This is a genomic window from Corynebacterium halotolerans (assembly GCF_050107895.1).
In the GTDB taxonomy this organism is placed as follows: Bacteria; Actinomycetota; Actinomycetes; order Mycobacteriales; family Mycobacteriaceae; genus Corynebacterium; species Corynebacterium halotolerans_B.
In genome coordinates this window covers 51877-74099 of the sequence record NZ_JBNILW010000010.1, presented here as the reverse complement: position 1 = coordinate 74099, position 22223 = coordinate 51877, and the positions used below count along the sequence as shown (strand labels likewise).

Sequence of the window (22223 nt, the reverse complement as noted above, 5' to 3'; positions counted from 1 at the left end):
ATGAGTAAGACCGCGCCGCGCACAGCCGTGGTCATCGGCGCCGGAGTCGCCGGCCTGGCCACCGCGGCCCTGCTGGCCGACGAGGGCGTCGACGTCACCGTCGTGGAACGCACGGAGGTGATCGGCGGGCGGGCAGGCGACCTCGTCCTGGATGACCACGACGGCTTCCGGTGGGACACCGGCCCCTCCTGGTACCTGATGCCGGACGCCTTCGACCACTTCTTCCGGCTGTTGGGCACCAGCACGGAGGAGCAGCTCGATCTGGTGGACCTCACCCCGGCCTACCGGCTGTTCCCGGAGGGCGAGGCCCCGCTGGACGTCCCCAGCGGGGCGGACGCCGCGGCCGCCTTCTTCGAGTCCCTCGAACCCGGGGCGGGGGAGCGGCTGCGGGAATACCTGGACAGCGCCGGCGACACCTACCGGGTAGCCCTGGAGCGTTTCCTCTACACCACCTTTTCCACCCCCGGCCCACTGCTGCACCGCGACATCCGGCAGCGGCTGGGCAAACTGGTGAAGCTGCTGAGCACCCCACTGGACAAGTATGTCGGTTCCCGTTTTAAAGATCACCGGCTGCAGCAGATACTGACCTATCCGGCGGTGTTCCTGTCCTCCCGGCCGGACGACACTCCCGCCATGTACCACCTGATGAGTCACACCGACCTGGTGCAGGGCGTGCGCTATCCGCTCGGCGGCTTCAACGCCGTGATCGCGGCCGTCCACCGCCTGGCCGCGGAACGCGGCGTGAAGTTCCGGTTGGACACCGAGGTCACCGCGGTGACGACGGCCCGGTCCGGGCGCAAGGCACGCGCCACCGGCGTGCGGGTGCGGGAGCCTTCCGGAACCGTCAGCGAGATCTCAGCGGACATCGTGGTCTCCGGGGCAGACCTGCACCACACCGAGAACCATCTGCTCCCCGCCGGCCTGCGCACCTACCCCGAGAAGTACTTCGCCTCGCGGGATCCCGGCCTGGGCACCGTCCTGGTGATGGCTGGGGTGAAGGGCAAGCTGCCGCAGCTGAGCCACCACAACCTGCTGTTCAGCCGTGACTGGTCCACCGATTTCGAGGTGGTCTTCGACGGTCCCCACCCCGAGCGTCCCCTGGACGCCTCCCGGTCGATCTACATCTCCATGCCCTCGGCCACGGACCCGGGCGTAGCGCCGGAAGGTCATGAGAACCTCTTCATCCTCGTCCCCGTGCCGGCGTCCGAACAGCTGGGGCACGGCGACGTCTACCGCGGGGACGCCGCCCCGGCGGTGGAGGCGATCGCCGACGCGGCCATCTCCCAGATCGCCGAGTGGGTGGGTGTGCCGGACCTGGCCGAGCGCATCGTGGTGCGCAAGACCGTGGGGCCGGCCGACTTCGCCGAACGCTTCAACGCCTGGCGGGGTGGTTCCATCGGGCCGGGACATTCCCTGCGTCAGTCCGCCTTCCTGCGCGGGCGCAACGCCTCCGCCAAGGTCGACGGCCTCTACTACGCCGGTGCCACCACCGTGCCGGGCGTCGGTGTGCCCATGTGCCTGATCTCCGCGGAGAACGTGATCAAGCGGCTGCACGGGGACACCAGCCCTGGCCCACTGCCGGAACCGGGAGGTGAGCGGTGATGATGTCTGTCGCCTACCTGAGCATCCTGATCGTGGTGCTGATCTGCATGGTGCTGTGCGACTGGCGCTGGAAGCTCGCGTTCTTCCTCGACGCCCGCCGTGCCGCCATCCTGAGCGGGAGCGTGGTGGTGGCGTTCCTGGTGTGGGACGCCCTCGGCATCGCCAGTGGCTCCTTCTTCCGGGGTGGCTCCCAGTACATGACCGGGGTGATCCTCGCCCCGGAGATGCCGGTCGAGGAACCGGTCTTCCTGTTCTTCCTGACCTATCTGACCATCAACCTCACCTCCGCGGCACGCCTGCTGCTGGCTGCGGCCGCCGAGCGGAAGGAGCAGCAGCCATGACCTACCTGCTTCTCAGCCTGCCGTTCCTGATCCTGGCGGCGGTCATCTGGGCGGTCCGGCGCCACAGTGCGCCACGTCAACTGCAGGTGACCGCGATCGTCGGGGCCGTGCTGCTCGTGCTCACCGCCATCTTCGACAACCTGATGATCTGGGGCGAACTGGTCGGTTACGGCGACGCCCAGCGCCTGGGGCTGCAGGTCGGCCTGGTTCCGGTCGAGGACTTCTTCTATCCCATCTTCGTCGCCCTGATCGTTCCGGCCTTGTGGCCGGGCAGGAAGCAGACCGAACCATGAGAATCCTCCGCGGAGTGATCTCCGCCTCCCGCCCGGTCAGCTGGGTCAATACCGCCTTCCCCTTCGGCCTGGCCTACCTGCTGTCCGGTGGGGGACTGGACTGGTTGTTCTGGGTGGGGGTGTTCTTCTTCCTCATTCCCTACAACATCGCGCTCTACGGCATCAACGACGTCTTCGACTACGAGTCCGACATCCTCAATCCCCGCAAGGGCGGCATCGAGGGCGCCGTCCTGCCCCGGGAAATGCATGCTCCGCTGTTGTGGGCCTCCGTGCTCACCACCGTGCCCTTCCTGATCGTGCTCTACGCGGCGGGCACCTGGACTTCCGCGGTGTGGTTGAGCGTTTCGGCCTTCGCCCTGGTGGCCTACTCCGCGCCGTACCTGCGTTTCAAGGAACGGCCGGTCCTGGACTCGGCCACTTCCTCGGCGCACTTCACCACGCCCGCGATCATCGGGGCGTCGATCCTGGGTGGCGGGGTCAACGGCTATTTCTGGTTCGCCGTCGGGGCCTTCTTCCTCTGGGGGATGGCCAGCCATGCGCTCGGCGCCGTGCAGGACGTCAAGGCGGATCGGGAAGGTGGGCTGAGCTCCATCGCCACGGCCTTCGGCGCGCGGCTGACCACCCGGCTGGCGGCGTCGGCATACCTGGGTGCGACGCTGCTCCTGTTCGCCCTGCCGTCCCCGGCGTGGATCGTGGGCATTGCTGCCCTGGGGTACGTGGCCAACACCCTGCGGTTCTGGAACATCACCGACGGCACCTGCGAGGACGTCAACCGTGCCTGGCGGGTGTTCCTCTGGTTGAACTACCTGGTGGGGGCGATTGTGTCGATCACACTGGCGTGGGTGCTGCTGTAACTGGTGATCAGCGGTTGACCAGCTTCGAGGTGTTTTCGGAGGTCTTCATCGTGGCCACGACGAACTCCAGGAAGAGCCGGATGCCGATGAGCTGGAACAATGCAATCAGGCTCACCGGGATCCAGCCGAGCAGCAGGGCCAGAAAGAAGACGCCGAAGGAGCCGTTGGCCAGGGCGGCAAACATCGGGAAGACCCAGAGGGCGAGAACCAGAACCACGGAAAACGCGATCGCCAGGACATAGATGAACTTGGCGAACTTCAGGGCGATGAAATTGTCGAAGTTGATGTCGAAGAGCGCCCCGAAGAAGCCCTTGCCCGAGTTCCCCACGGCCTGGGTGTTGAAGGCCGCGAACTGCTCGTTGCCCGGGTAGTACTGGCCCGACTGCTGTCCGGTCGCGTACTGGTTCTCACCGGGTTCGTAGGGATTGTCGTTGTGATCGCCGGGTGCGGTCATGGCGTACCTTTCAGAATTCGAAGACAGAAGAGAATCCTGATAGTAAACGTAATAATGACTGAGCGCGAAGGGGCGTGCAGGTCCACCCCGAAAGGGTGGAAGACCCTACCCCCAGAGGATCGCGCTACTTCTGTGCTGCGTCCACCACGTGCGCCGCCAACTCCGTGGGCGCGGTGGCGTGGCTGAAGTGGTCCAGCCCCTCCATATCCGTCACCCCGGCGGCTGGGAGCAGTTCCTTGAGCTTTCTGGTGGCTGCGGCCAGCATCGGGGTGGTCTGCGAACCGACGAGCAGATGGACCTTCTCCGCGGGTAGATCGGCGAAACGGCTGTGGTCGAATCCGAGGCCGTCGATCACCTCAAACTCGCGGGTCCAGGTGGGCGCCAGCTCGACCAACTGGGGCCAGAGCGGGCTCTGCGAAATCTCCTTAACCGCTTCCGCAGGCACATCCACCATGTTCTCCAGTGCCACCCGCATGGCGCGGTCATTGTCACCGGCGGCAATTGCCTCGCGGTAGGTCTCCAGCGCCTCGCCGGCCACGAGCCGCTCCAGGTTCAGCGGCGGTTCGAAGAGGATCAGGCGGGTGTCCACACCGTGCTTCAACGCATGATGCAGCGCGATCAGTGCTCCGTAGGAGTGCGCCAGCTGCAGCGCGCCGGGCCCCGCGACCTCGAGCACGGCCTGCAGGTCCGCGACCTCCTTGTCCATGGAGTAGTGCTGGCTGTCAGCGCTGAAGCCGCGGCCGCGGCGGTCATAGATGTAGCAGGTGAAGGTCTTCGACAGTTCCTCGATGACGGGCTCCCACTGGGGGATGGTGCTGACGCTACCGTGGGTGATCACGAGTGGTGGCCCCTCACCCCGGACCGTGTATCCGATCTCGGTGCCGTCGTCGCTGGCGGTGTGCTGGATCGTGGAATCGCTGACCATGGCGGAACCCTCTCATCGGGGAATTCATTGAGTGTGAGGCAGATCATCTGTCTGCCTGCTGCTCAGCCTAGAGCGGGACTTCCCGCCGTGCCACGATGCCTGACAAGCGGTCGTCAGAGTCGCTGCGTGGCCTTCTCCGCTGCGGCGATCTGGTCCAGGCGTTCCGCGCCCGTCATGCCCGCCACGATCACCGTGGAACCGCCGACGGCCAGTGGTTCCAGCACCTGCCGGGAAAAGCCAGCCCAGTCGGACCAACCGGTGCCCAGCACCCGGGTGCCGGGGACGATATCGGAGTCACCGACGATCTCCGGCAGGCCTCTGGTGGGCTGGAAGAACTGGTCGCCGTAGAAGCGGACGGTGGGCCCGAAGTCGATGGCCCCGCGCGGCAGGTCCCCGCCGGTCTCGACCACGCCGCGGCCGAAGGGATCATCGGTGACCAGGACGAGGTCGCCTTCGCCGTCGTGCTGCCCGGTGCGCTCGGGGGCGGTGAACACGGCGTCGGCATCCGCATCCCCGAAACGCGTGTCGACGCCCGCGGCCAGCGCACCCAGGACGATGGCCGCGGCCTGCCAGCTGACGGGGAGGTCCAGGGTGATGGTCGAGTCCTCGTCGAGGTCGAGTTCCTCCAGCAGCATGTTGCCGACCTTGGCCGCCCAGTTGTCCAGGGTCTGCGCGGAGAAGTCCAGGCGGGCGCCGGTGTTCTCGTTGTAGACGGTGAGTCGGGGAGCGGCGGGATCCGAGTCCAGCAGGTGACGAAGAAGTTCCATGCAGTCCAGGGTAAGGAAAATCCTGAGATGCGGCTTGACGGCGGAATCCGAAGAGGGCTGGGTTTCTCGGCAACCGGGATCTCGTAGGGGGGCGCGGGCGGGTGAGGCTTCATCCTGGCGAGGTCCGGGGAGAAGTCCTTAACTATCAGAATGAACAGATGGAGGGCATCGTTCCCCTGATTAACTGGGTCTTTGTACTGGCGCAGAGGGGGCTTTTCTCTGCTGCCGGTAACAATTCCCGAGGGACTGCGGTGAATCTTCGCGAGGACCCCGCTATATCCTCGGCATTATGAGCAAACCGGTGCTGGACGAGCTATTGAAATTTGCAGAGCAAAGGAATTGGGGCCAGTTTCACACTCCATCGAACCTGGCGAAGAGCATCAGTATTGAAGCGGCTGAGCTTCTCGAGTGCTTCCAGTGGTCCGAAACTCCCGATGAGTCTGACGCAGTCAAGTTTGAATTGGCTGATGTACTGACATACGCGTACTTTCTCGCAGCAAAACTGGACCTCGATCCTGATGAGATCGTCCGGGAAAAGTTGGCGATAACTGACCGCAAATACCCTGTTGATAAATCATATGGAGAGTCGACTAAATATGACCGGCTATGAGATCCAGCAATTCGAGTTCGATGCAGAGTCTATGGGAACAGGGACTGGCCATCGGACCGCAGTGGCACGGCGGCTATCGAACTGGCCGGTTGTTTACGTGATAAACCGGCCCTCGCGAGGGGCTAAGACGCCGGGCAGCATCTATTTTGGTGAGACGCTCAGCTTCGTGAAGCGCATGCGGCAGCATCTGGAGTCCCCGGAAAAGCAGCAGTTGCGAACAGTGCGTGTGGTACTCGATGAGACTTTCAACAAATCGGTGTGTCTGGATCTGGAATCCCAGCTCATCAAGCTTGCAGCAGGCGACGGGTCCCATGAAGTCTTGAATCGTAACGACGGCGTCGTCGATGCTGATTACTATGAACGCGACCGGTACCGGGAGGTGTTCAGTGAGATCTTCGAGGAGCTGCGAAAAGAGGGACTCTTTCAGCGCTCGATCCCCGAAATCATCAACTCCGAACTCTTCAAGCTCTCTCCGTTCAAGGCGCTAAACGATGATCAAGCTATTGCTGTCATGGACATCATGGAGGGGTTGGCGGAGGACTTAATCGAGGATATGGGGCGGGGGAACCTGATCTTTGTTCAGGGGGACCCCGGAACGGGGAAGACTGTGGTGGCCATTTACCTCATAAAGCTCCTTCGAGACATATCTCAGTTCCGAGATGGTGAAGACTTGGACGGCGACACGATGTTCTCGGAGTTCTTTCTTTCCGGGACACGGGAGCGTTTCAAAGATCTGAAGATTGGAATCGTTGTTCCCCAGCAAGCTCTCCGGTCATCGATCAAGAAGGTGTTCGCCCGTACACCGGGGCTCGACAAATTCATGGTGTTATCCGCCTTCGAGGTTGCCGACACCCAAGAAACTTTTGATGTGCTCGTGGTCGATGAGGCGCATCGTCTTAGTCAGTATTCGTCTCAAGCCGTGCCAGTGCTGACCAAACGTTACAAGGACACGAATGAGCGATTGTTCTCGGGAGAGAACCCCAAGGCGACCCAGGTTGATTGGCTGCGGGCGAAGTCTCGCTACGTTCTCCTCATGCTCGATCTGGATCAGACCATCAGACCGGGAGATTTCGCCACAGAGGAATTCCGGAAGCTCATTGATGAGGCTCCCGAAGGTAGAAAGTATCGGCTACACACTCAGATGCGTAGTTTAGGGGGCCAGGACTACATCGATTACATCTCAAAGGTTCTTTCTGCTTTTCCTCCCGAGGAGTCTTTGAGGTTTGAGGGGTATGAAATCGGATTAGTCGAATCGCCGGGAAGACTCGTTGAGTTGATTGATGCTCGTGAAGAAAAACACGGGCTTTCCCGATTGCTCGCCGGGTTCGCATGGGAGTGGAAGAGCAAGAAGGACAAAGAAGCGATCGATATTGATCTAGGCCCAGGTTTGCGGAGACAGTGGAACACTAAGGTCACGGACTGGGTTATCTCCAAGAATGCGACCAAAGAAATTGGTTCAATTCATACGATTCAGGGCTATGACCTCAATTACGCGGGGGTCATCATTGGTAGAGACCTGCAGTACACCCCAGACCGGGGACTCTTTATCGATCGCTCCAACTACTTTGATACCAAGGGTAAGAGTGACAACAAGATGGGCGGACGCGTCACCACAGACGAGATGTTGTTCACCTTCATCACCAATATCTATTCGGTTCTCCTTACGAGAGGTATCAAAGGGACATTCATCTATGCGGTAGATCCTGGGCTTCGCGCATATTTGCGCAGGTATTTCGAAGTCGTGCCGTAGCTCCTGTGAATCTTCGGGTGTCATCTCTTTCGTTGGCGCGTGTGGAAGCAGGGCCGGTTTTCGACCTGGCGTACCAGAATTCTGTCTAACCCGACTTGACTCAAATTAGTACGGTGACTCCGAGGCAGCGGTGACTCGGCATGAACGGTCTGACCCCGACGCACAGCTCGAAAGCGCGGTATTTGTGCAAAGTGCACCCAGCCGATTCAATGACAACCCGGATCATTGCTCCACCAGGTGATCCCACGATGCGGCGCTGCGGCGATACCCAGGTCCTGAGCTGCGTTGACGTCTTTGAGATGTACCCGCTTCTCAGCGTAGGAACTGGCCAGCATCATATGGGCCGGATCTCCCGGACCGCTGCTGATATCCGTGAAGTACAGCCGGTATTGCGTAGTCGTCCGATCCTTCCGGGCTTCCGGCAGGCAGGTGATTGAGCGTCCGTGACTTCGCCGGCCCAGGGCAGCGTGGTCCCGAACTTCCTGGCCACCCGCCGCCCGATTGGCGCATTGAGACCCGGTTCCAGCCGACGATCCGCCGCGTCTCGGGCGTAGCGCTCAAGGTTGGCCACCATATAGTCGTAGGCCTCAGAATCTTCGTCCGCCAGTGTCTCTAAATCTTCGAGTGCTGCGTCGGTGAACTCCATCGTTCCATCGGGTCGGAAGACCCCTGGTGTGGACGATAGACATGTGGTGGCTCAGGGAACGGGATTTTCTCCGGCGCAAGCATCAATCCATCTGAACAGTTGGGCGGTGCAACCGCTAAAAAAGAACCGCCCCAAAGGGCGGTTCTCCAGATCAACCAGACTTTAATTCACACACCGCGGCCCGTCGCCACCGGCGTCGATCTCCGGCGCCACCTCGGCCTCTCCGAAGTCGGCACCGGGCTGCCCGATGGTGGTCGGCGCCTCGGTCTCCTGCTGCACGGCTTCCTGGTCCATGGGGCCGGCGTAGTCGTCGTGGGTGACCACCACGACGGTGCCGGGCTCCAGGTTCGGGTTCGCCATCACCGGCAGCCCACCGAGGGCCTCGGCCAGCTGCTGCGCGGCGGGATCTGCCGGATCCGCGGCCACCACCTGGCTCTCCCAGTAGATGCCGGGCTGGGCGTTGGACACGCTGTCAATGGTCCAGCCGTTCTGCTCCAGGTGGGAGCCCACGCCGCCGGCCAGGCCCGAGGTGGTGCCGGCGTTGAGCACGAGCACGTTCACGTCCGGCACCTCCGGGGCCTCCTCCGCAGGCTGCTCCTCTTCCTCCGGAGCTGTTTCCTCCTCCGGCGCCGGTGCATTGAGCAGATCGTCGATGAAGTCGTGCACCTCCGCCGGGTCGATGGTGACCACGGACTCGCCGTAGTCGCCGACGCCGTTGATGGAGGTCACCGGGATGGTGGTGAAGGTGACGTTGCCGCCGGCCAGGTTCTGCAGCTGGGTGGCGAAGCTCATCACGTCCCAGCCCTCGTCGATGACCACGGAGCGCTCCACAGCCTGGGCCATGCCGGAGAGCTTGCTGGGGCTGGTCAGGGTGCCGGCCTTGAGCACTTCGTTGACCATGGAGGCCATGAATGCCTGCTGGCGGACGATCCGGTCCAGGTCGCCGCGGGGGAGACCGTGGCGCTGGCGCACGAAGGACAGGGCCTCGGCGCCGTCGACGGTCTGCCTGCCCGCGGGGAACTTCGCCCCGGAGAGCGGTTCATCCACGGCCTCGTTGAGGCACACGTCCACGCCGCCCACGGCGTCGGTGAGCAGCACGAAGCCGAGCAAACCCACCTCGGCGTAATGGTCGACGTCGATGCCGGTCAGTTCCGCCACCGCCTCGATCAGCCCCTCGCGGCCGGCCTCCTTGGAGCGTTCCTCGATCTGCTTCTCGTTCTCCAGGCCGGAGTCCATCAGCTCCTGTTCGGCGTTCATCTTGTGCGCACCGTAGACGCCGTTGATCTTGAGGTTGCCGTAGTCGCCGTCGTGGATGTAGGTGTCGCGCGGGATGGACACGGCGGTGGCGGAGGAACCGTCATTGGGAACGCGGATCAACATGATCGTGTCGGTGTTCTCCGCCTCATCCTCGTCGCCGGCGTAGAGCATCGCCGATTCCTCTTCGCTGAGCGGGTTGCCCTGGGCGTCGGTACGCGAATCGGAGCCGACCAGCAGGATGTCCACCGCGCCGTCCGTTTCGCTGCCAGGGCTGCCGAGGGTGAGGTTGCCGGCGCTGGCGACCTCGCTGCCCAGCCGGCCGACGGAGAAGTAGCCGATGGCGGACAGGATGAGGACGAGGACGGAGACGACTGCGAGGACAGCCTTGACGGACTTCGGGCCGGCCTGGCGGACCTGGGTGCCCAGGTCCGGCGCCGGCTGGATATCGCGCACGGGACGGTACTTGTCGTTCACAGGGTCTGTCTCCGGAGGGTTACGGTGGGGGCGTAAAACTTACTGCAAGGAGTGTATTCCATGAAGGCCGTCCTAACGGGATCCGGTGGTCAGCTGGCGGCTGCAATGCGTGCCACTGTTCCGGAGGATGTGCAGGTGACCTGGCTCGCGCGCGCGGATCTGGACGTGACGGACGCCGCCGCCGTGTCGCGGCATCCGGCCCTGAACGGCTGTGATGTGCTCATCAACACCGCCGCTTACACGGCGGTGGACGCGGCGGAGGATGACGTGGACGCCGCAACCGCGGTCAATGAGCTGGCTCCGGGGTACCTGGCGCAGCGCTGCGCGGGGGAGGGGGCGCACCTGGTGCACCTGTCCACCGACTACGTCTTCGGCCCGGACGCCCCGCACCGCCCACTGACCCCGCAGGACGCGACCGCCCCGGACACCGTCTACGGCCGGACCAAGCTGGCCGGGGAACACCGCCTGCGGGACCTCGACGCCACCGTGCTGCGCACCGCCTGGGTCTACTCCGGCAACACCCTGCCGGGGCACAGGGATTTCGTGTCCACCATGCTGCGCCTGGAGCAGACCCACCCTGAACTGACCGTGGTGGATGATCAGCACGGCTGTCCCACCTACGCCGTGGACCTCGCCCGCGCGGTCTGGCAGGCGGCCCGGGAGCGCTCGGGCGGGATCCGGCACGCCGTCGGGGCGGGCCAGACCACCTGGTTCGGGCTGGCACGGGCGGTCTTCACCGAGATCGGCGCAGACCCGGAACGCATCCGCCCGGTGACGTCTGCCGAGTACCCGACCGCCGCCCGACGCCCCGAATGGTCCGTGTTGGCCTCCGACTATGAGCTCCCGGAGTGGCGCAGCGCCCTCTCCCGGGCGGTGGCGGCTAAGCTCTGATCCTTGTGAGTACTGAGCTGGCACCCATCGCGGTCATCACCGTGACCTATTCCCCAGGGCCCTACCTGAAGGCCTTCCTGGATTCCGTGCCGGGCGCCACCACGCTGCCCACCCACGTCGTCATGGCCGACAACGGCTCCACCGACGGTGCCCCGGAGGCCGCGGTCGGGCCGGGCGTCGAACTCTTCGACACCGGCGGCAACATCGGCTACGGCAGCGCGATCAATGCCGTCGCGCGGCACCTGGCGGGGCGTCGTCAAGCGGGCGAGATCAACGACGAGTACTTCGTGGTCTCCAACCCGGACGTCGTCTTCGACCCCGGCTCCCTCGACCTGCTTATCGACGCCGCGCAGCGCTGGCCGCGCGCCGCCGCCGTCGGGCCCTTCATCCGGGAGGCCGACGGCTCGGCCTACCCCTCCGCCCGCGCCGTCCCGACGCTGTCCAACGGCATCGGACACGCCCTGCTCGGCGGGATCTGGGCGGACAACCCGTGGTCGCGCGCCTACCGGGCGGACTCCGACATGAGCAGTGAGCGGCCCGCCGGTTGGCTGTCCGGTTCCTGCCTGCTGCTGCGCTGGGACGCCTTTGAACAGGTCGGCGGCTTCGACGAGCGCTACTTCATGTACATGGAGGACGTGGATCTGGGGGACCGCTTCGGCCGCGCCGGGTACCAGAACGTCTTTTCCCCCGGAGCCCAGATCACCCACGCCAAGGGCCACGCCGCCGGGGAACACCCGGAGACGATGCTGCCGGCACACCACGAAAGCGCGTACCGGTTCCAGGCGGACCGGCTCACCGGACCACTGAAGTCACCATTGCGTGTGGCAATCTGGACGGGTCTGAAACTGCGCTCCCTGATCGCCGTGGCCAATGCACGTCTCCGTAACGGATAGAAAGTAGAACAGCTCCATGCCGAATCCCGCAGACACCTCTGCCGTGATCCTGGTCGGGGGCAAGGGCACCCGCCTGCGCCCGCTGACCGTCAACACCCCGAAGCCGATGCTGCCGACCGCCGGTTTTCCGTTCCTCCAGCACCTGTTGGCCCGGATCCAGGCCGCCGGCATCACCCACGTTGTGTTGTCCACCTCCTTCCGTGCAGAGGTCTTCTCCGAGTACTTCGGTGACGGCGCGGATCTGGGGCTGGACATCGAGTACGTCTTCGAGGAGGAGGCGCTGGGCACCGGCGGCGGCATCCGCAACGTGCTGGACAAGCTGCGCAATGACACGGTGATGGTGTTCAACGGCGATGTGCTCGCCGACGCCGACCTGAACAGCATCCTGGACACCCACGCGGAACACGACGCGGACCTGACCATGCACCTGGTGCGGGTCTCGGATCCGAGCGCCTTCGGCTGCGTGCCCACCGGACCGGACGGCCGCGTGCTGGAGTTCCTGGAAAAGACCGAGGATCCGCCGACCGACCAGATCAACGCCGGTTGCTACGTCTTCCGCCGCAGCGTGATCGAGGAGGACATTCCGGCCGGCCGCAACGTGTCCGTGGAGCGGGAGACCTTCCCGAAGATGCTGGAGGACGGCCGTCGCGTCTACAGCTACGTCGACGTGTCCTACTGGCGGGACATGGGGCGCCCGGATGATTTCGTGCGGGGTTCCGCTGACCTGGTGCGCGGCGTGGTCTCCTCGCCCATGCTGGCCGGGAAGACGGGGGAGTCCTACGTGGATGAGACCGCTGGCGTGGCCGGTGGGGTGCTGCTGCTCGGTGGCACGGCCGTCGGGCGGGGCACGCAGATCGGCGCGGGCTCCCGGTTGGACAACACCGTGGTCTTCGACGGGGTCAACATTGAGCCGGGTGCGGTGGTGGAGAACTCGATCATCGCCTCGGGCGCGCGGATCGGGGCGAATGCCCGGATCTCGGATTGCGTGATCGGGGAAGGCGCGCAGATCGGGGCCCGCTGTGAGCTTCGTGCCGGCATGCGCGTCTGGCCGGGGGTGGTGGTGCCGGACACCGGCATCCGGTTCTCCTCCGACGCCTAAGTCAGCCTGTGTTCAGGAACGGTTAATTCCGCTCTTAGCAGGGAAAGTGTGGAGTGAGGGGTAGCGACACGCCGCGTTCTGCCAGCCTGGTGCTCCTCAATATTCCCTGCCCCTACATGTAGTACCCCCGTAATCCTCCCCTGTGGGCTGTGAATTGTTATATTTTTGACTCACGGGATTCACGACCTGCGGAAATGGCGTTTCCAACCCAAGGTGCCCTAATCTAGGTTGACGACATTTTGTGTTCGGTGTGTAATCACATCAGCAAAGGATATTGACTACTACGGAGGAAGGACTATGGCGTGGAAGACGTGGCTAAAAACGCCGTTCTCCGTGGCGGAACCGCGGCTGGCTTGACCATCGACGAACTATTCGGCGCGGTGGAGCAGGAGTGGCAGGACCAGGCGCTGTGTGCACAGACTGACCCTGAGGCCTTCTTTCCCGAGAAAGGCGGGTCCACCCGTGAAGCCAAGCGGATCTGCCAGGCGTGCGCCGTCAGAGATGAATGCCTTGAGTACGCTCTCGAACATGATGAGCGATTCGGCATCTGGGGCGGACTCTCGGACCGGGAGCGTCGCCGGCTGAAGAAGCAGATGGGTTAATTGGCAGGCTTCGGCCGGCCTGTGTTTTCTTTCTGGGGAGCAGACGAGAGTCTGCTCTTTCTGCCTGGTCCTGGGTTGGTGGGGAATGCGGTGCCGCATCCCACAGCACTGCAGCCCGCGCAGAACTCTTCTGCCCGTCACCGAAAATTCACCAGCTGAACCGGGGGTCCACGTCACTGGGGTCCAGGTTGAGGTAGTTGGCCACCAGGGCCGTCAGGATCGTGGAGAGCAGGTCCTGGCGCTCGAGGACAGATGCCGCACGCTGTTCCACCGGCATCCGGAAGACCACGATTCGGGCGCGGGTGGGGTTGCCCGAAGGGTCGACGGCCGCGGGGATCACCCGTCCCAACGGTACCGGCCCGTCAGCGATGATCTCATCGGGCATCACGCTCATGTCCGCGCGCAGCCGCATGCGGGGAATGGTGTCCACGGCGACGTCGAGGCCCTCAAGCTGGTCGGCGAACACCTGCTGGATGGGGGCGTAGGCCTCCAGGACGGCGATGTCGAAACGCTGGCGGCGGCTGCGGGACCGGGGGGTGGCTGGCGGCAGCATCGTCCCACGTAATCCTCGCCCGTGGCGATTCCGGAAGGTCCTGGTGTGCATGTCTGGAAACCCTAGTTCGCCGGGGCGGAGATGGCGTCAGGGCACGCCGAAGGTGGCAAATCTCAACTACAGGTCTAGACTTTAGGGCGTGAGTCAATACCGTCGTTGTTCCCGTCCCGGCTGCGGCAAGCCTGCCGTAGCAACGCTGACCTACGCCTACGCGGAGTCCACCGCGGTAGTGGGCCCCCTGGCGCCTGCTGCGGAACCACACAGCTGGGATCTGTGCGCCAATCACGCCGAGCGCATCACCGCGCCGCTGGGGTGGGAGATGCTGCGCGTCGACCAGATCGAGGACGAGGACGACGATGATCTGACGGCCCTGGCCAACGCGGTGCGGGAGGCCGGCCGCAACGCCAGTGGCCTGCTCGACCCCCAGCAGGAGTTCACCGCCCCGGAGGATCCCGAGGGCAGTCACCCCGTCTACCGGCCGCAGCGGGTCGCCGAGGCGAAGGAGGCGCGACGCGGCCACCTGCATCTGGTCCACGACGCGGATGATCCGAACCATGACAGGTAAGCTTTCCGCTCAGTACTTCCACCCCTGACCGGAAATTGGAGAAGCGCATGTCCACTGGCAGAAGCCGGGAATCCGTCACGTCCGTGATCAAGGCCTACGATATCCGCGGTGTCGTCGGCGAGGAGATCGACGCCGATTTCATCCGCGAGGTCGGTGCCTCCTTCGCCCGCCTGCTGCGGATGGAGGGGGAGACCGCGGTGGCCGTCGGCCACGACATGCGGGCCTCCTCTCCGGAGCTTGCCTCGGCCTTCGCCGATGGCGTCACTGCGCAGGGACTCAACGTGGTCATGCTCGGTCTGACCTCCACCGATGAGCTCTACTACGCCTCTGGACGGCGGGACTGCGCCGGCGCAATGTTCACCGCCAGTCACAATCCCGCCAAGTACAACGGCATCAAGCTGTGCCGCGCGGGAGCCCGCCCGGTGGGCCAGGACTCCGGCCTGCAGCTGATCATCGACGACCTGGTGGCCGGCGAGCTGCCTGAGTACGACGGCGCCCCCGGGGTGGTCTCCCGTAAGGATGTGCTGGCGGACTACGGCTCCTACCTGCGTGAACTGGTGGATCTGAGGGAGATCCGTCCGCTGAAGGTGGCCGTGGACGCGGCCAACGGTATGGCGGGACTGACGGTGCCCGAGGTGTTCAAGGATCTGCCGCTGGAGGTCGAACCGCTCTACTTCGAACTGGACGGCACCTTCCCCAACCATGAGGCCAACCCCTTGGAGCCGAAGAACCTGGTGGACCTCCAGGAATTCGTCTGCCGCACTGGCGCGGACATCGGCCTGGCCTTCGACGGCGACGCCGACCGTTGCTTTGTCGTGGACGAGAACGGGGATCCCGTCAGCCCCTCGGCGATCTGTGCCCTCGTGGCGGAGCGCTACCTCGAGGAGCACCCGGGCGCCACGGTCATCCACAACCTGATCACCTCCAAGGTGGTTCCGGAACTGGTGGCCGAGCACGGCGGCAAGGCCGTGCGGACGCGTGTGGGCCACTCCTTCATCAAGGCGGAGATGGCGCGTACCGGCGCCGTCTTCGGCGGTGAGCACTCCGCCCACTACTACTTCTCGGAGTTCTTCAACGCAGATTCCGGCATGCTGGCCGCCCTGCACGTCCTGGCTGCCCTGGGGTCCCAGGAGGGGACACTCTCGGAGTTGATGGCGGGCTACCACCGCTATGAAGCCTCCGGTGAGCTGAATTCAACCGTCGCAGACCAGGCCGACCGCACCGAGGCCGTGATCGCGGCGTTCGATTCCCGGACCGAAACGCTCGACCGCGTGGACGGCGTGACCGTGGAGCTGAAAGGCACCCCCGCCTGGTTCAACATCCGGCCCTCCAACACCGAGCCGCTGCTGCGGCTGAACGTGGAAGCGCCCACTCAGGAGGAAGTGGAGGAACTCGCGAATGAGATTCTCCAGATTATCCGCGCCTGATCATTATCCTGGGAGACATGACTCAGAGCAGCTATCCGGGGTACGCCGCCGCTGACGGGGAAAAGTACCGTTTCTTCGATGTCGCCCACGAAGGCGCGCAGGCACGGTCCGTCGCCGGAGTGGTGGAATCGGGCCGACTGGACCGGCTCCACGGCATGAGACCGCGCTCGGTGGTGGTCGTGGCCACTGACCAGGTGTCCCGGGCCGCCGCCCGGGCGGTGAACACACTGCGGTGTCCGCTCCGGCAGCCGGTCGTGGTCACCGATTCCCTCCCGAGCTACTTCGGGGCACTCGACATCCTGGTGGTGGTGGGGGAGCGCAACAGTGCGGCCGCGCACCACGCGCTGACCACGGCGTCGTCACGCGGGGCGGTTACCGTGCTCGCGGGCACGGAGGGGCCGGTGGCTGAGGATGCCCCGGGCGACACCGTCGTGCTGCCGGTGCTGCCGACCACGCTGGGGTTCTCGCCCGCCCGGACCATCATCGCGTTGTCGGTGGTGCTGGATCTGCTGGAGGAGGAACCGGGACTGGTGGTCCAGCGGCTGCATTCCATCGCGGAGGCCATCGACGCTGAGTTGGCGTCCCTCTCGCCCGAGCGGGACATCGCCGTCAATCCCGGGCGGGGGCTGCGGGGGCATGTCGAAGGTGCCCGCATCGTCCACACCGGCAATCGCGCGGTAGCGGAGGTGGTGGCCACGGTCTGGACGCTGAAGGGACTGCCCTCGGCAGTGGCTGACGTGGAGGAACTGCCCGGGGTATTGGCTGACCAGGATCCGGAGCAGGACCTGTTCCATGACCCGTTCCTGGACGGGCCCGGTGGAATGCTACCCTTAAAGGCTGTTGTCTGGGCCGCTGACCTGCAGGGAGTTCCGGGAGCCTCGGTGCAGAACTGCAGCGAGGAACCGCCGGGACCCATTGCGGAGGCGCTGGTCCTGATCACGCGCGGTTTTGCCGCGACGACCTATTCGACTGACCCGGAGGAATACTAGATGCAGCTGCTCAACGGCAAGGTCCGGGCCTATCCCTGGGGATCTCGGACGATGCTGGCCGAGCTGCGCGGTACCCCGAGTCCCAGCGAGCGTCCGGAGGCCGAGCTCTGGTTCGGCGCGCATCCGGCGGCCCCGTCGGAAGTGGCCGGGACGCCGCTGACCGAGATCATCGCTGCGGACCCCACGGCCGCCCTGGGGGAGCGGGTGCTGCGCGAGCACGGCCAGTCCCTGCCTTTCCTGCTCAAGCTGCTGGCCGCCGATGAGCCCCTGTCCCTGCAGGCGCACCCGTCGGCGGCGCAGGCCCGGGAGGGCTACGCCCGGGAGGACGCGGAGGGGATCGCGCTCACTGCGCCGCACCGCGACTACAAGGACGTCAACCCGAAGCCGGAGCTGATCGTGGCGCTGACCGACTTCACCGCGATGGCCGGCTTCCGCCCGCTGGAACAGACCCGCGAGCTCTTCGCGGCCCTGGAGTGCGAGGCCCTCGACCGTTACCTGACGATGCTGGATGATCGGGTGGACGCGGAGGAGGCGAATCTGCGGGCACTGTTCACCACCTGGATCACCATCCCCGGTAAGGTCCGCCGGGAGCTGATCGACGCGATTGTCGCCGCCGCCACGCCCCTGCGGGGACGCGAGGACTGGATCGGTCGAACCCTGCGCAACGTCGTCTACCTCAATGAGCGCTATCCGGGGGATGTCGGCGTGTTGGGTGCGCTGCTGCTGAACCACATCCAGCTGGAGCCCGGCGAGGCGATCTACCTGGACGCCGGGCAGTTGCACGCTTATATCCGGGGCCTGGGGGTGGAGGTGATGGCCAACTCGGACAATGTGCTCCGGGGCGGGCTGACCTCCAAGTACGTGGACGTGCCCGAACTGGTGCGCGTACTCGACTTCAACTCGCTGGCGGACCCGGTGGTGGCACAGGTGGCCGGCGAGTACCCGGTCCCGGCCAACGAGTTCCGGCTGACCCGCGTCTCACCCACGGAGGACTACGAGATCGAACACGACGGCCCGGCCGTGGCGCTGTGCACCCGCGGCACGCTGCAGTTCGGGGAGCTGGAGCTGGGGCCGGGGGAGGCCGTCTGGATCCCGGCCAGTGACCCGGCGGTCACCGTCCGGGGTGGGGGAGAGCTCTTCCTGGCGCGGGGCTAGTCGGCGATCAGCTCAGCCAGGGCAGCTTCCAGGAGCTCCACGGGCTTTCTGGCGTGCCCTGCTCCTGGATCTGCTCCTGGGGTTGCGGTTCCGGAGTCTGCGCCGGCTCACTGTCCACACTCGGCTGCGTCTCAGGGGTGACGCCGACGGTTGCGGAAGGCTCAGGGCTCTGGAGGCTCTGGCTCGGGGGCGCGGTGGAGACTGCCGGGGGAACGCTGGGCAGGGAAGTCTCCGGGGATTCCTCGGTCGGTTCACTCGGCTCCGTGGACGGCGCCGGCTCGGACGTGACGGTGGATCCGCTGGACGTAGTGGACTCCGGGGATTCGGTCGGCTCCACCGGTTCCGTGGTGGACATCATGGTTTCGATGCCGGGGCCCGTCGGGGCGGTCGGCTGGTTCACCGTCTCCGTCTCGAAAGGGTTCGACGGCCGGATGATGCGGGTGGGGGAGGCGGCGGCCTCCGGACCCGGGATATGGGCGTGCGGCGCCAGATAGGGATCATCGGTCGGGATCGGGGCGGCCACCGCGGACTGTTCCTCCGTGGTCTCCTCCGTAACCGGACTGGGCAGCGGCTCTGAGGTGGACGCGGACACGGTGGAAGTTGCGGTGTCCGTCATGGCAGTATCAGTAGTCGAAAGGGTCGTCGGCGTGCTGGCGCGCCACACGCCGAAGCCGATTGCCGCGGCGGCCAGCAGGCCGACGCCCATGAAAACGAGTACTCGTCGAGTCTCAGACTGCAATCTCTTGACCCTTTCGTGGTACCGATAGCAGGTAACAACTCGATAACATAGCAGACTATTGCGTTATGCGATAGCGAAACAGGTTCATCCACCGAATTATCGGAAAACTATTGAGGAGAAGAAATGGGAGCATGGGACATCGCGATTTTCGCCGAGGATGTCAACGTCGACTTTCTCGACGAGCTGGCGGCCCTCGATGACGACGGCGTGATCGAGGGTGTCGAGGACGCCTGTCTCCTGGCACGTCAGGAGGCCGCCACCGAGGACGAGCGGCTCAACGGGCTGGCGGCCGCCACCATCGCGGCGATCTGGGCCGGAGCCCCCTTCTCCGCCGGGGACGTGGCCGATGCCTATCCCTTTGTGCGTGGCCTGATCGGCTCCGGCACCGACCAGCTCTCCGAGGTCGCCACCGAGCTCCTGGAGAATGCGGACACCGACGAAGATCTCGAGGTTTATCTCGAGGCACTGAGCTGAGTCATCTCGTTATATTTCCGAAATAGAGTCGGGGTCCGGTGCAGTGTCCACGGACCTCGGTACAGTGGTTGTGGTTATTACAGATCGTTAAACGACAGGAGTTGTCACACCACATGACCACGGTCACCGATTTCAAGGTTGCCGACCTCAGCCTCGCTGAGGCCGGTCGCCACCAGATCCGCCTCGCCGAGCACGAGATGCCGGGCCTGATGGAGCTGCGCCGCGAGTACGCCGAAGAGCAGCCGCTGGCCGGCGCCCGTATCGCCGGCTCGATCCACATGACCACCCAGACCGCGGTGCTCATCGAGACCCTCACCGCCCTCGGTGCTGAAGTTCGTTGGGCCTCCTGCAACATCTTCTCCACTGAGGACCCCGCGGCTGCCGCCATCGTCGTGGGCAAGGAGGGCACGCCGGACGATCCGCAGGGCGTGCCGGTGTTCGCCTGGAAGGGTGAGACACTGGATGAGTACTGGTGGTGCCTGAAGCAGGTCTTCAGCTGGGGCGAGGGCGTCGAGCCCAACATGATCCTGGATGATGGCGGTGACGCCACCATGGCCGTGATCAAGGGCCGCGAGTACGAGCAGGCCGGGGTCGTCCCGCCGAGCGAGGAAAACGACCCGGACGAGTTCATCGCCTTCATGAACATGCTGCGTACGACCCTCGACGAGGACAACCAGAAGTGGTCCCGTATCGCGGAATCCGTCCAGGGAGTCACGGAGGAGACCACCACCGGTGTCCACCGCCTCTACCACTTCGCCAAGGAGGGCGTCCTGCCCTTCCCGGCCATGAACGTCAACGACGCCGTGACCAAGTCCAAGTTCGACAACAAGTACGGCACCCGCCACTCCGTCATCGACGGCATCAACCGCGGCACCGACATGCTCATCGGCGGCAAGAAGGCCCTGATCTGCGGCTACGGTGACGTGGGTAAGGGCGTGGCGGAAGCCCTCAAGGGGCAGGGGGCCATCGTCAAGGTCACCGAGATCGACCCGATCAACGCCCTGCAGGCGCTGATGGACGGCTTCGACGTGGTCACCGTGGAAAACGGCATCGGTGAGGCGGACATCGTCATCACCGCCACCGGCAACCTGGGCATCATCACCTACGAGCAGATGCTGATGATGAAGGACCACGCCGTGCTGGGCAACATCGGCCACTTTGACAACGAGATCGACATGCATTCGCTGCTGCACCGCGACGATGTCACCCGCGTCAACATCAAGCCGCAGGTGGACGAATTCACCCTGTCCAACGGCCGTTCCATCATCGTGCTCTCCGAGGGCCGTCTGCTGAACCTGGGCAACGCCACCGGCCACCCCAGCTTCGTGATGTCCAACTCCTTCGCCGACCAGACGATCGCCCAGATCGAGCTGTTCACCAAGAACGAGGAATACGACAACGAGGTCTACCGGCTGCCGAAGCACCTCGACGAGAAGGTCGCCCGCGTCCACGTGGAGGCGCTCGGCGGCGAGCTCACCGAGCTGTCCAAGGAGCAGGCGGAGTACATCGGTGTCGATGTCGCCGGCCCCTTCAAGCCGGAGCACTACCGCTACTGATGATCATCACGGTCGAAGGAATCGACGGCGCGGGTAAGAACACCCTCGTCCGCGCGCTCCAGAAGAAGACCTCTGCCAAGGCACTGGTCTTCCCGCGCTACGGGGAATCCCTCCACGCCCAGCTGGCCGCCGACGCACTGTACGGCCGGATGGGGGACCTGACGGACTCCGCCTATGCCATGGCCACCCTGTTCGCCCTGGACCGGCACGGTGCGTTGGAGACGCTGAACCGCTTCGTCGATTCCCCGGATCTGTTGATCCTGGACCGTTACGTCGCGTCCAATGCGGCGTACTCCTTCGCCCGCACCGGTGAGGAATCGATCATCGACTGGATCTATGACCTGGAGTTCGGCCGACTCGGCCTGCCGAAGCCGGACCTCCAGGTGCTGCTGGACACCCCGCCGGACACGGCGTCGGAACGCGCCATCACCCGGGCGGCGGCCGACAATTCCCGCGAGCGGGACCGTTATGAGCGCGACAGCGGCCTGCAGCAGCGCACCTATGCCGCCTACCGCCGACTCGCCGCGGAAAACTGGGCGGGTCATTGGCTGATAACCAGCGACGTTGCCGATATTCTCGAACACATCACTCTGCCCTGAACAGCTAGGAAAACCATGACTGCCAAGATTCTCGTCGTTGATGATGATCCCGCGATCTCCGAGATGCTCACCATCGTGCTGGAGGCCGAGGGATTTGAGCCGGTAGCCGTCATGGACGGCAATGAGGCGGTGGAGGCCGCGCAGCGCGAACAGCCGGAGCTCATCCTGCTGGACCTGATGCTGCCCGGGATGAACGGCGTGGACATCTGCCGCATCATCCGGCAGGAGTCCACCGTGCCGATCGTGATGCTCACCGCCAAGACCGACACCGTGGACGTGGTGCTGGGCCTGGAGTCCGGCGCCGACGACTACATCACCAAGCCCTTCAAACCGAAGGAGCTGGTGGCCCGGATCCGCGCCCGGCTGCGCCGCACCGACGCCGCGCCCTCGGAGATCATCGAGTGCGGGGACCTGACCATCGACGTCCCGGAGCACACGGTCAAGCGTGACGGTGAGGAGATCCCGCTGACGCCGCTGGAGTTCGACCTGCTGCTGGAATTGGCCCGCAAGCCGCGTCAGGTGTTCAGCCGCGAGGAACTGCTGGAGAAGGTCTGGGGCTACCGCCACGCCTCAGACACCCGCCTGGTCAACGTCCATGTGCAGCGACTGCGCGCCAAGATTGAGCGGGACCCGGAAAACCCGCAGATCGTTCTGACCGTGCGCGGGGTAGGCTACAAAACCGGACTGCAGAGCCACTAAGGTTCTGCC

Annotated in this window: 24 protein-coding genes; 18 read left to right on the top strand and 6 right to left on the bottom strand. The window is 64.7% G+C overall.

Annotated features, from left to right (window positions below):
* Genes crtI through ACQCVD_RS10830 form a run of 4 tightly spaced genes read left to right on the top strand, consistent with a single transcriptional unit; the run spans position 1 to position 3090 of the window.
* A complete protein-coding gene (gene crtI / locus ACQCVD_RS10845; protein WP_426823776.1) occupies positions 1-1602 on the top strand; it encodes a phytoene desaturase family protein in 1602 nt (533 codons plus the stop codon).
* A complete protein-coding gene (locus ACQCVD_RS10840; RefSeq protein WP_426823775.1) occupies positions 1602-1943 on the top strand; it encodes a lycopene cyclase domain-containing protein in 342 nt (113 codons plus the stop codon). The genes crtI and ACQCVD_RS10840 overlap by 1 nt, the downstream gene beginning before the upstream one ends.
* Positions 1940-2236: a lycopene cyclase domain-containing protein gene (locus tag ACQCVD_RS10835; protein WP_426823774.1), complete on the top strand. Its 297-nt coding sequence runs from the start codon at positions 1940-1942 to the stop codon at positions 2234-2236. The genes ACQCVD_RS10840 and ACQCVD_RS10835 overlap by 4 nt, the downstream gene beginning before the upstream one ends.
* Positions 2233-3090 carry a prenyltransferase gene (locus ACQCVD_RS10830; RefSeq protein ID WP_426823773.1) on the top strand — a complete coding sequence of 286 codons (858 nt, stop codon included), beginning with the start codon at positions 2233-2235 and terminating at the stop codon, positions 3088-3090. Before ACQCVD_RS10835 ends, ACQCVD_RS10830 begins: the two co-directional genes overlap by 4 nt.
* A 7-nt stretch (positions 3091-3097) precedes the next feature.
* Here ACQCVD_RS10830 and ACQCVD_RS10825 read toward each other — a convergent pair whose 3' ends face one another.
* The 3 genes from ACQCVD_RS10825 to ACQCVD_RS10815 form a co-directional block, all read right to left on the bottom strand.
* The gene (locus tag ACQCVD_RS10825; protein ID WP_426823772.1) at positions 3098-3544 is read right to left on the bottom strand and encodes a DUF4282 domain-containing protein; all 447 of its coding nucleotides are present in this window, start codon (positions 3542-3544) and stop codon (positions 3098-3100) included.
* A 124-nt stretch (positions 3545-3668) separates the two neighbouring features.
* Positions 3669-4469, bottom strand: coding sequence for an alpha/beta fold hydrolase (locus ACQCVD_RS10820; protein WP_426823771.1), 801 nt, complete (start codon positions 4467-4469; stop codon positions 3669-3671).
* Positions 4470-4582: 113 nt separating this feature from the next.
* Positions 4583-5236: a TIGR03089 family protein gene (locus tag ACQCVD_RS10815; RefSeq protein WP_426823770.1), complete on the bottom strand. Its 654-nt coding sequence runs from the start codon at positions 5234-5236 to the stop codon at positions 4583-4585.
* A gap of 289 nt (positions 5237-5525) precedes the next feature.
* Between ACQCVD_RS10815 and ACQCVD_RS10810 the strand changes: the two genes are divergently transcribed.
* Both ACQCVD_RS10810 and ACQCVD_RS10805 read left to right on the top strand, forming a co-directional pair.
* Positions 5526-5846, top strand: coding sequence for a nucleotide pyrophosphohydrolase (locus ACQCVD_RS10810; RefSeq protein ID WP_426823769.1), 321 nt, complete (start codon positions 5526-5528; stop codon positions 5844-5846).
* Positions 5833-7596, top strand: a complete 1764-nt coding sequence (locus ACQCVD_RS10805) for a DNA/RNA helicase domain-containing protein (protein WP_426823768.1) — start codon at positions 5833-5835, stop codon at positions 7594-7596. The genes ACQCVD_RS10810 and ACQCVD_RS10805 overlap by 14 nt, the downstream gene beginning before the upstream one ends.
* Before the next feature lie 808 nt (positions 7597-8404).
* Here ACQCVD_RS10805 and ACQCVD_RS10800 read toward each other — a convergent pair.
* Positions 8405-9973, bottom strand: a complete 1569-nt coding sequence (locus ACQCVD_RS10800) for an LCP family protein (RefSeq protein ID WP_426823767.1) — start codon at positions 9971-9973, stop codon at positions 8405-8407.
* Positions 9974-10033: 60 nt separating this feature from the next.
* Here ACQCVD_RS10800 and rfbD point away from each other — a divergent pair, with 60 nt between their 5' ends.
* The 4 genes from rfbD to ACQCVD_RS10780 all read left to right on the top strand — a co-directional run bounded on the left by rfbD (position 10034) and on the right by ACQCVD_RS10780 (position 13458).
* Complete coding sequence (rfbD, locus tag ACQCVD_RS10795; protein WP_426823766.1) at positions 10034-10864, top strand: dTDP-4-dehydrorhamnose reductase; 831 nt, start codon at positions 10034-10036, stop codon at positions 10862-10864.
* 5 nt (positions 10865-10869) lie between these two features.
* A complete protein-coding gene (locus tag ACQCVD_RS10790) occupies positions 10870-11757 on the top strand; it encodes a glycosyltransferase family 2 protein (RefSeq protein ID WP_426823765.1) in 888 nt (295 codons plus the stop codon).
* 16 nt (positions 11758-11773) lie between these two features.
* Complete coding sequence (locus ACQCVD_RS10785) at positions 11774-12856, top strand: sugar phosphate nucleotidyltransferase (protein WP_426823764.1); 1083 nt, start codon at positions 11774-11776, stop codon at positions 12854-12856.
* A 353-nt stretch (positions 12857-13209) separates the two neighbouring features.
* Positions 13210-13458, top strand: a complete 249-nt coding sequence (locus ACQCVD_RS10780; protein WP_426823830.1) for a WhiB family transcriptional regulator — start codon at positions 13210-13212, stop codon at positions 13456-13458.
* A 148-nt stretch (positions 13459-13606) separates the two neighbouring features.
* On the opposite strand, the gene ACQCVD_RS10775 is transcribed toward ACQCVD_RS10780, so the two are convergent.
* The gene (locus tag ACQCVD_RS10775) at positions 13607-14062 is read right to left on the bottom strand and encodes a metallopeptidase family protein (protein ID WP_426823763.1); all 456 of its coding nucleotides are present in this window, start codon (positions 14060-14062) and stop codon (positions 13607-13609) included.
* An 88-nt stretch (positions 14063-14150) separates the two neighbouring features.
* Here ACQCVD_RS10775 and ACQCVD_RS10770 point away from each other — a divergent pair, with 88 nt between their 5' ends.
* From ACQCVD_RS10770 to manA, 4 genes are read left to right on the top strand one after another with little or no spacing between them, the layout of a single operon-like run.
* Positions 14151-14576, top strand: coding sequence for a DUF3499 domain-containing protein (locus ACQCVD_RS10770; RefSeq protein ID WP_426823762.1), 426 nt, complete (start codon positions 14151-14153; stop codon positions 14574-14576).
* A 47-nt stretch (positions 14577-14623) separates the two neighbouring features.
* On the top strand, positions 14624-16003 hold the full coding sequence (locus ACQCVD_RS10765) for a phosphomannomutase/phosphoglucomutase (RefSeq protein WP_426823761.1): 1380 nt from the start codon (positions 14624-14626) through the stop codon (positions 16001-16003).
* 17 nt (positions 16004-16020) lie between these two features.
* Entirely contained in the window at positions 16021-16992 is a 972-nt protein-coding gene (locus ACQCVD_RS10760) for a hypothetical protein (RefSeq protein WP_426823760.1), read from the top strand.
* Complete coding sequence (gene manA / locus ACQCVD_RS10755; protein WP_426823759.1) at positions 16993-18147, top strand: mannose-6-phosphate isomerase, class I; 1155 nt, start codon at positions 16993-16995, stop codon at positions 18145-18147.
* 7 nt (positions 18148-18154) lie between these two features.
* Here manA and ACQCVD_RS10750 read toward each other — a convergent pair whose 3' ends face one another.
* The gene (locus tag ACQCVD_RS10750; RefSeq protein ID WP_426823758.1) at positions 18155-18886 is read right to left on the bottom strand and encodes a hypothetical protein; all 732 of its coding nucleotides are present in this window, start codon (positions 18884-18886) and stop codon (positions 18155-18157) included.
* A gap of 123 nt (positions 18887-19009) precedes the next feature.
* On the opposite strand from ACQCVD_RS10750, the gene ACQCVD_RS10745 reads away from it, so the two are divergent.
* The 4 genes from ACQCVD_RS10745 to mtrA all read left to right on the top strand — a co-directional run bounded on the left by ACQCVD_RS10745 (position 19010) and on the right by mtrA (position 22214).
* On the top strand, positions 19010-19360 hold the full coding sequence (locus ACQCVD_RS10745; protein ID WP_426823757.1) for a DUF4259 domain-containing protein: 351 nt from the start codon (positions 19010-19012) through the stop codon (positions 19358-19360).
* A 113-nt stretch (positions 19361-19473) separates the two neighbouring features.
* Positions 19474-20916, top strand: a complete 1443-nt coding sequence (ahcY, locus tag ACQCVD_RS10740) for an adenosylhomocysteinase (RefSeq protein WP_426823756.1) — start codon at positions 19474-19476, stop codon at positions 20914-20916.
* Positions 20916-21515, top strand: coding sequence for a dTMP kinase (locus tag ACQCVD_RS10735; protein WP_426823755.1), 600 nt, complete (start codon positions 20916-20918; stop codon positions 21513-21515). The genes ahcY and ACQCVD_RS10735 overlap by 1 nt, the downstream gene beginning before the upstream one ends.
* Before the next feature lie 15 nt (positions 21516-21530).
* Entirely contained in the window at positions 21531-22214 is a 684-nt protein-coding gene (gene mtrA / locus ACQCVD_RS10730; RefSeq protein WP_426823754.1) for an MtrAB system response regulator MtrA, read from the top strand.
* Positions 22215-22223: the final 9 nt, after the last annotated feature.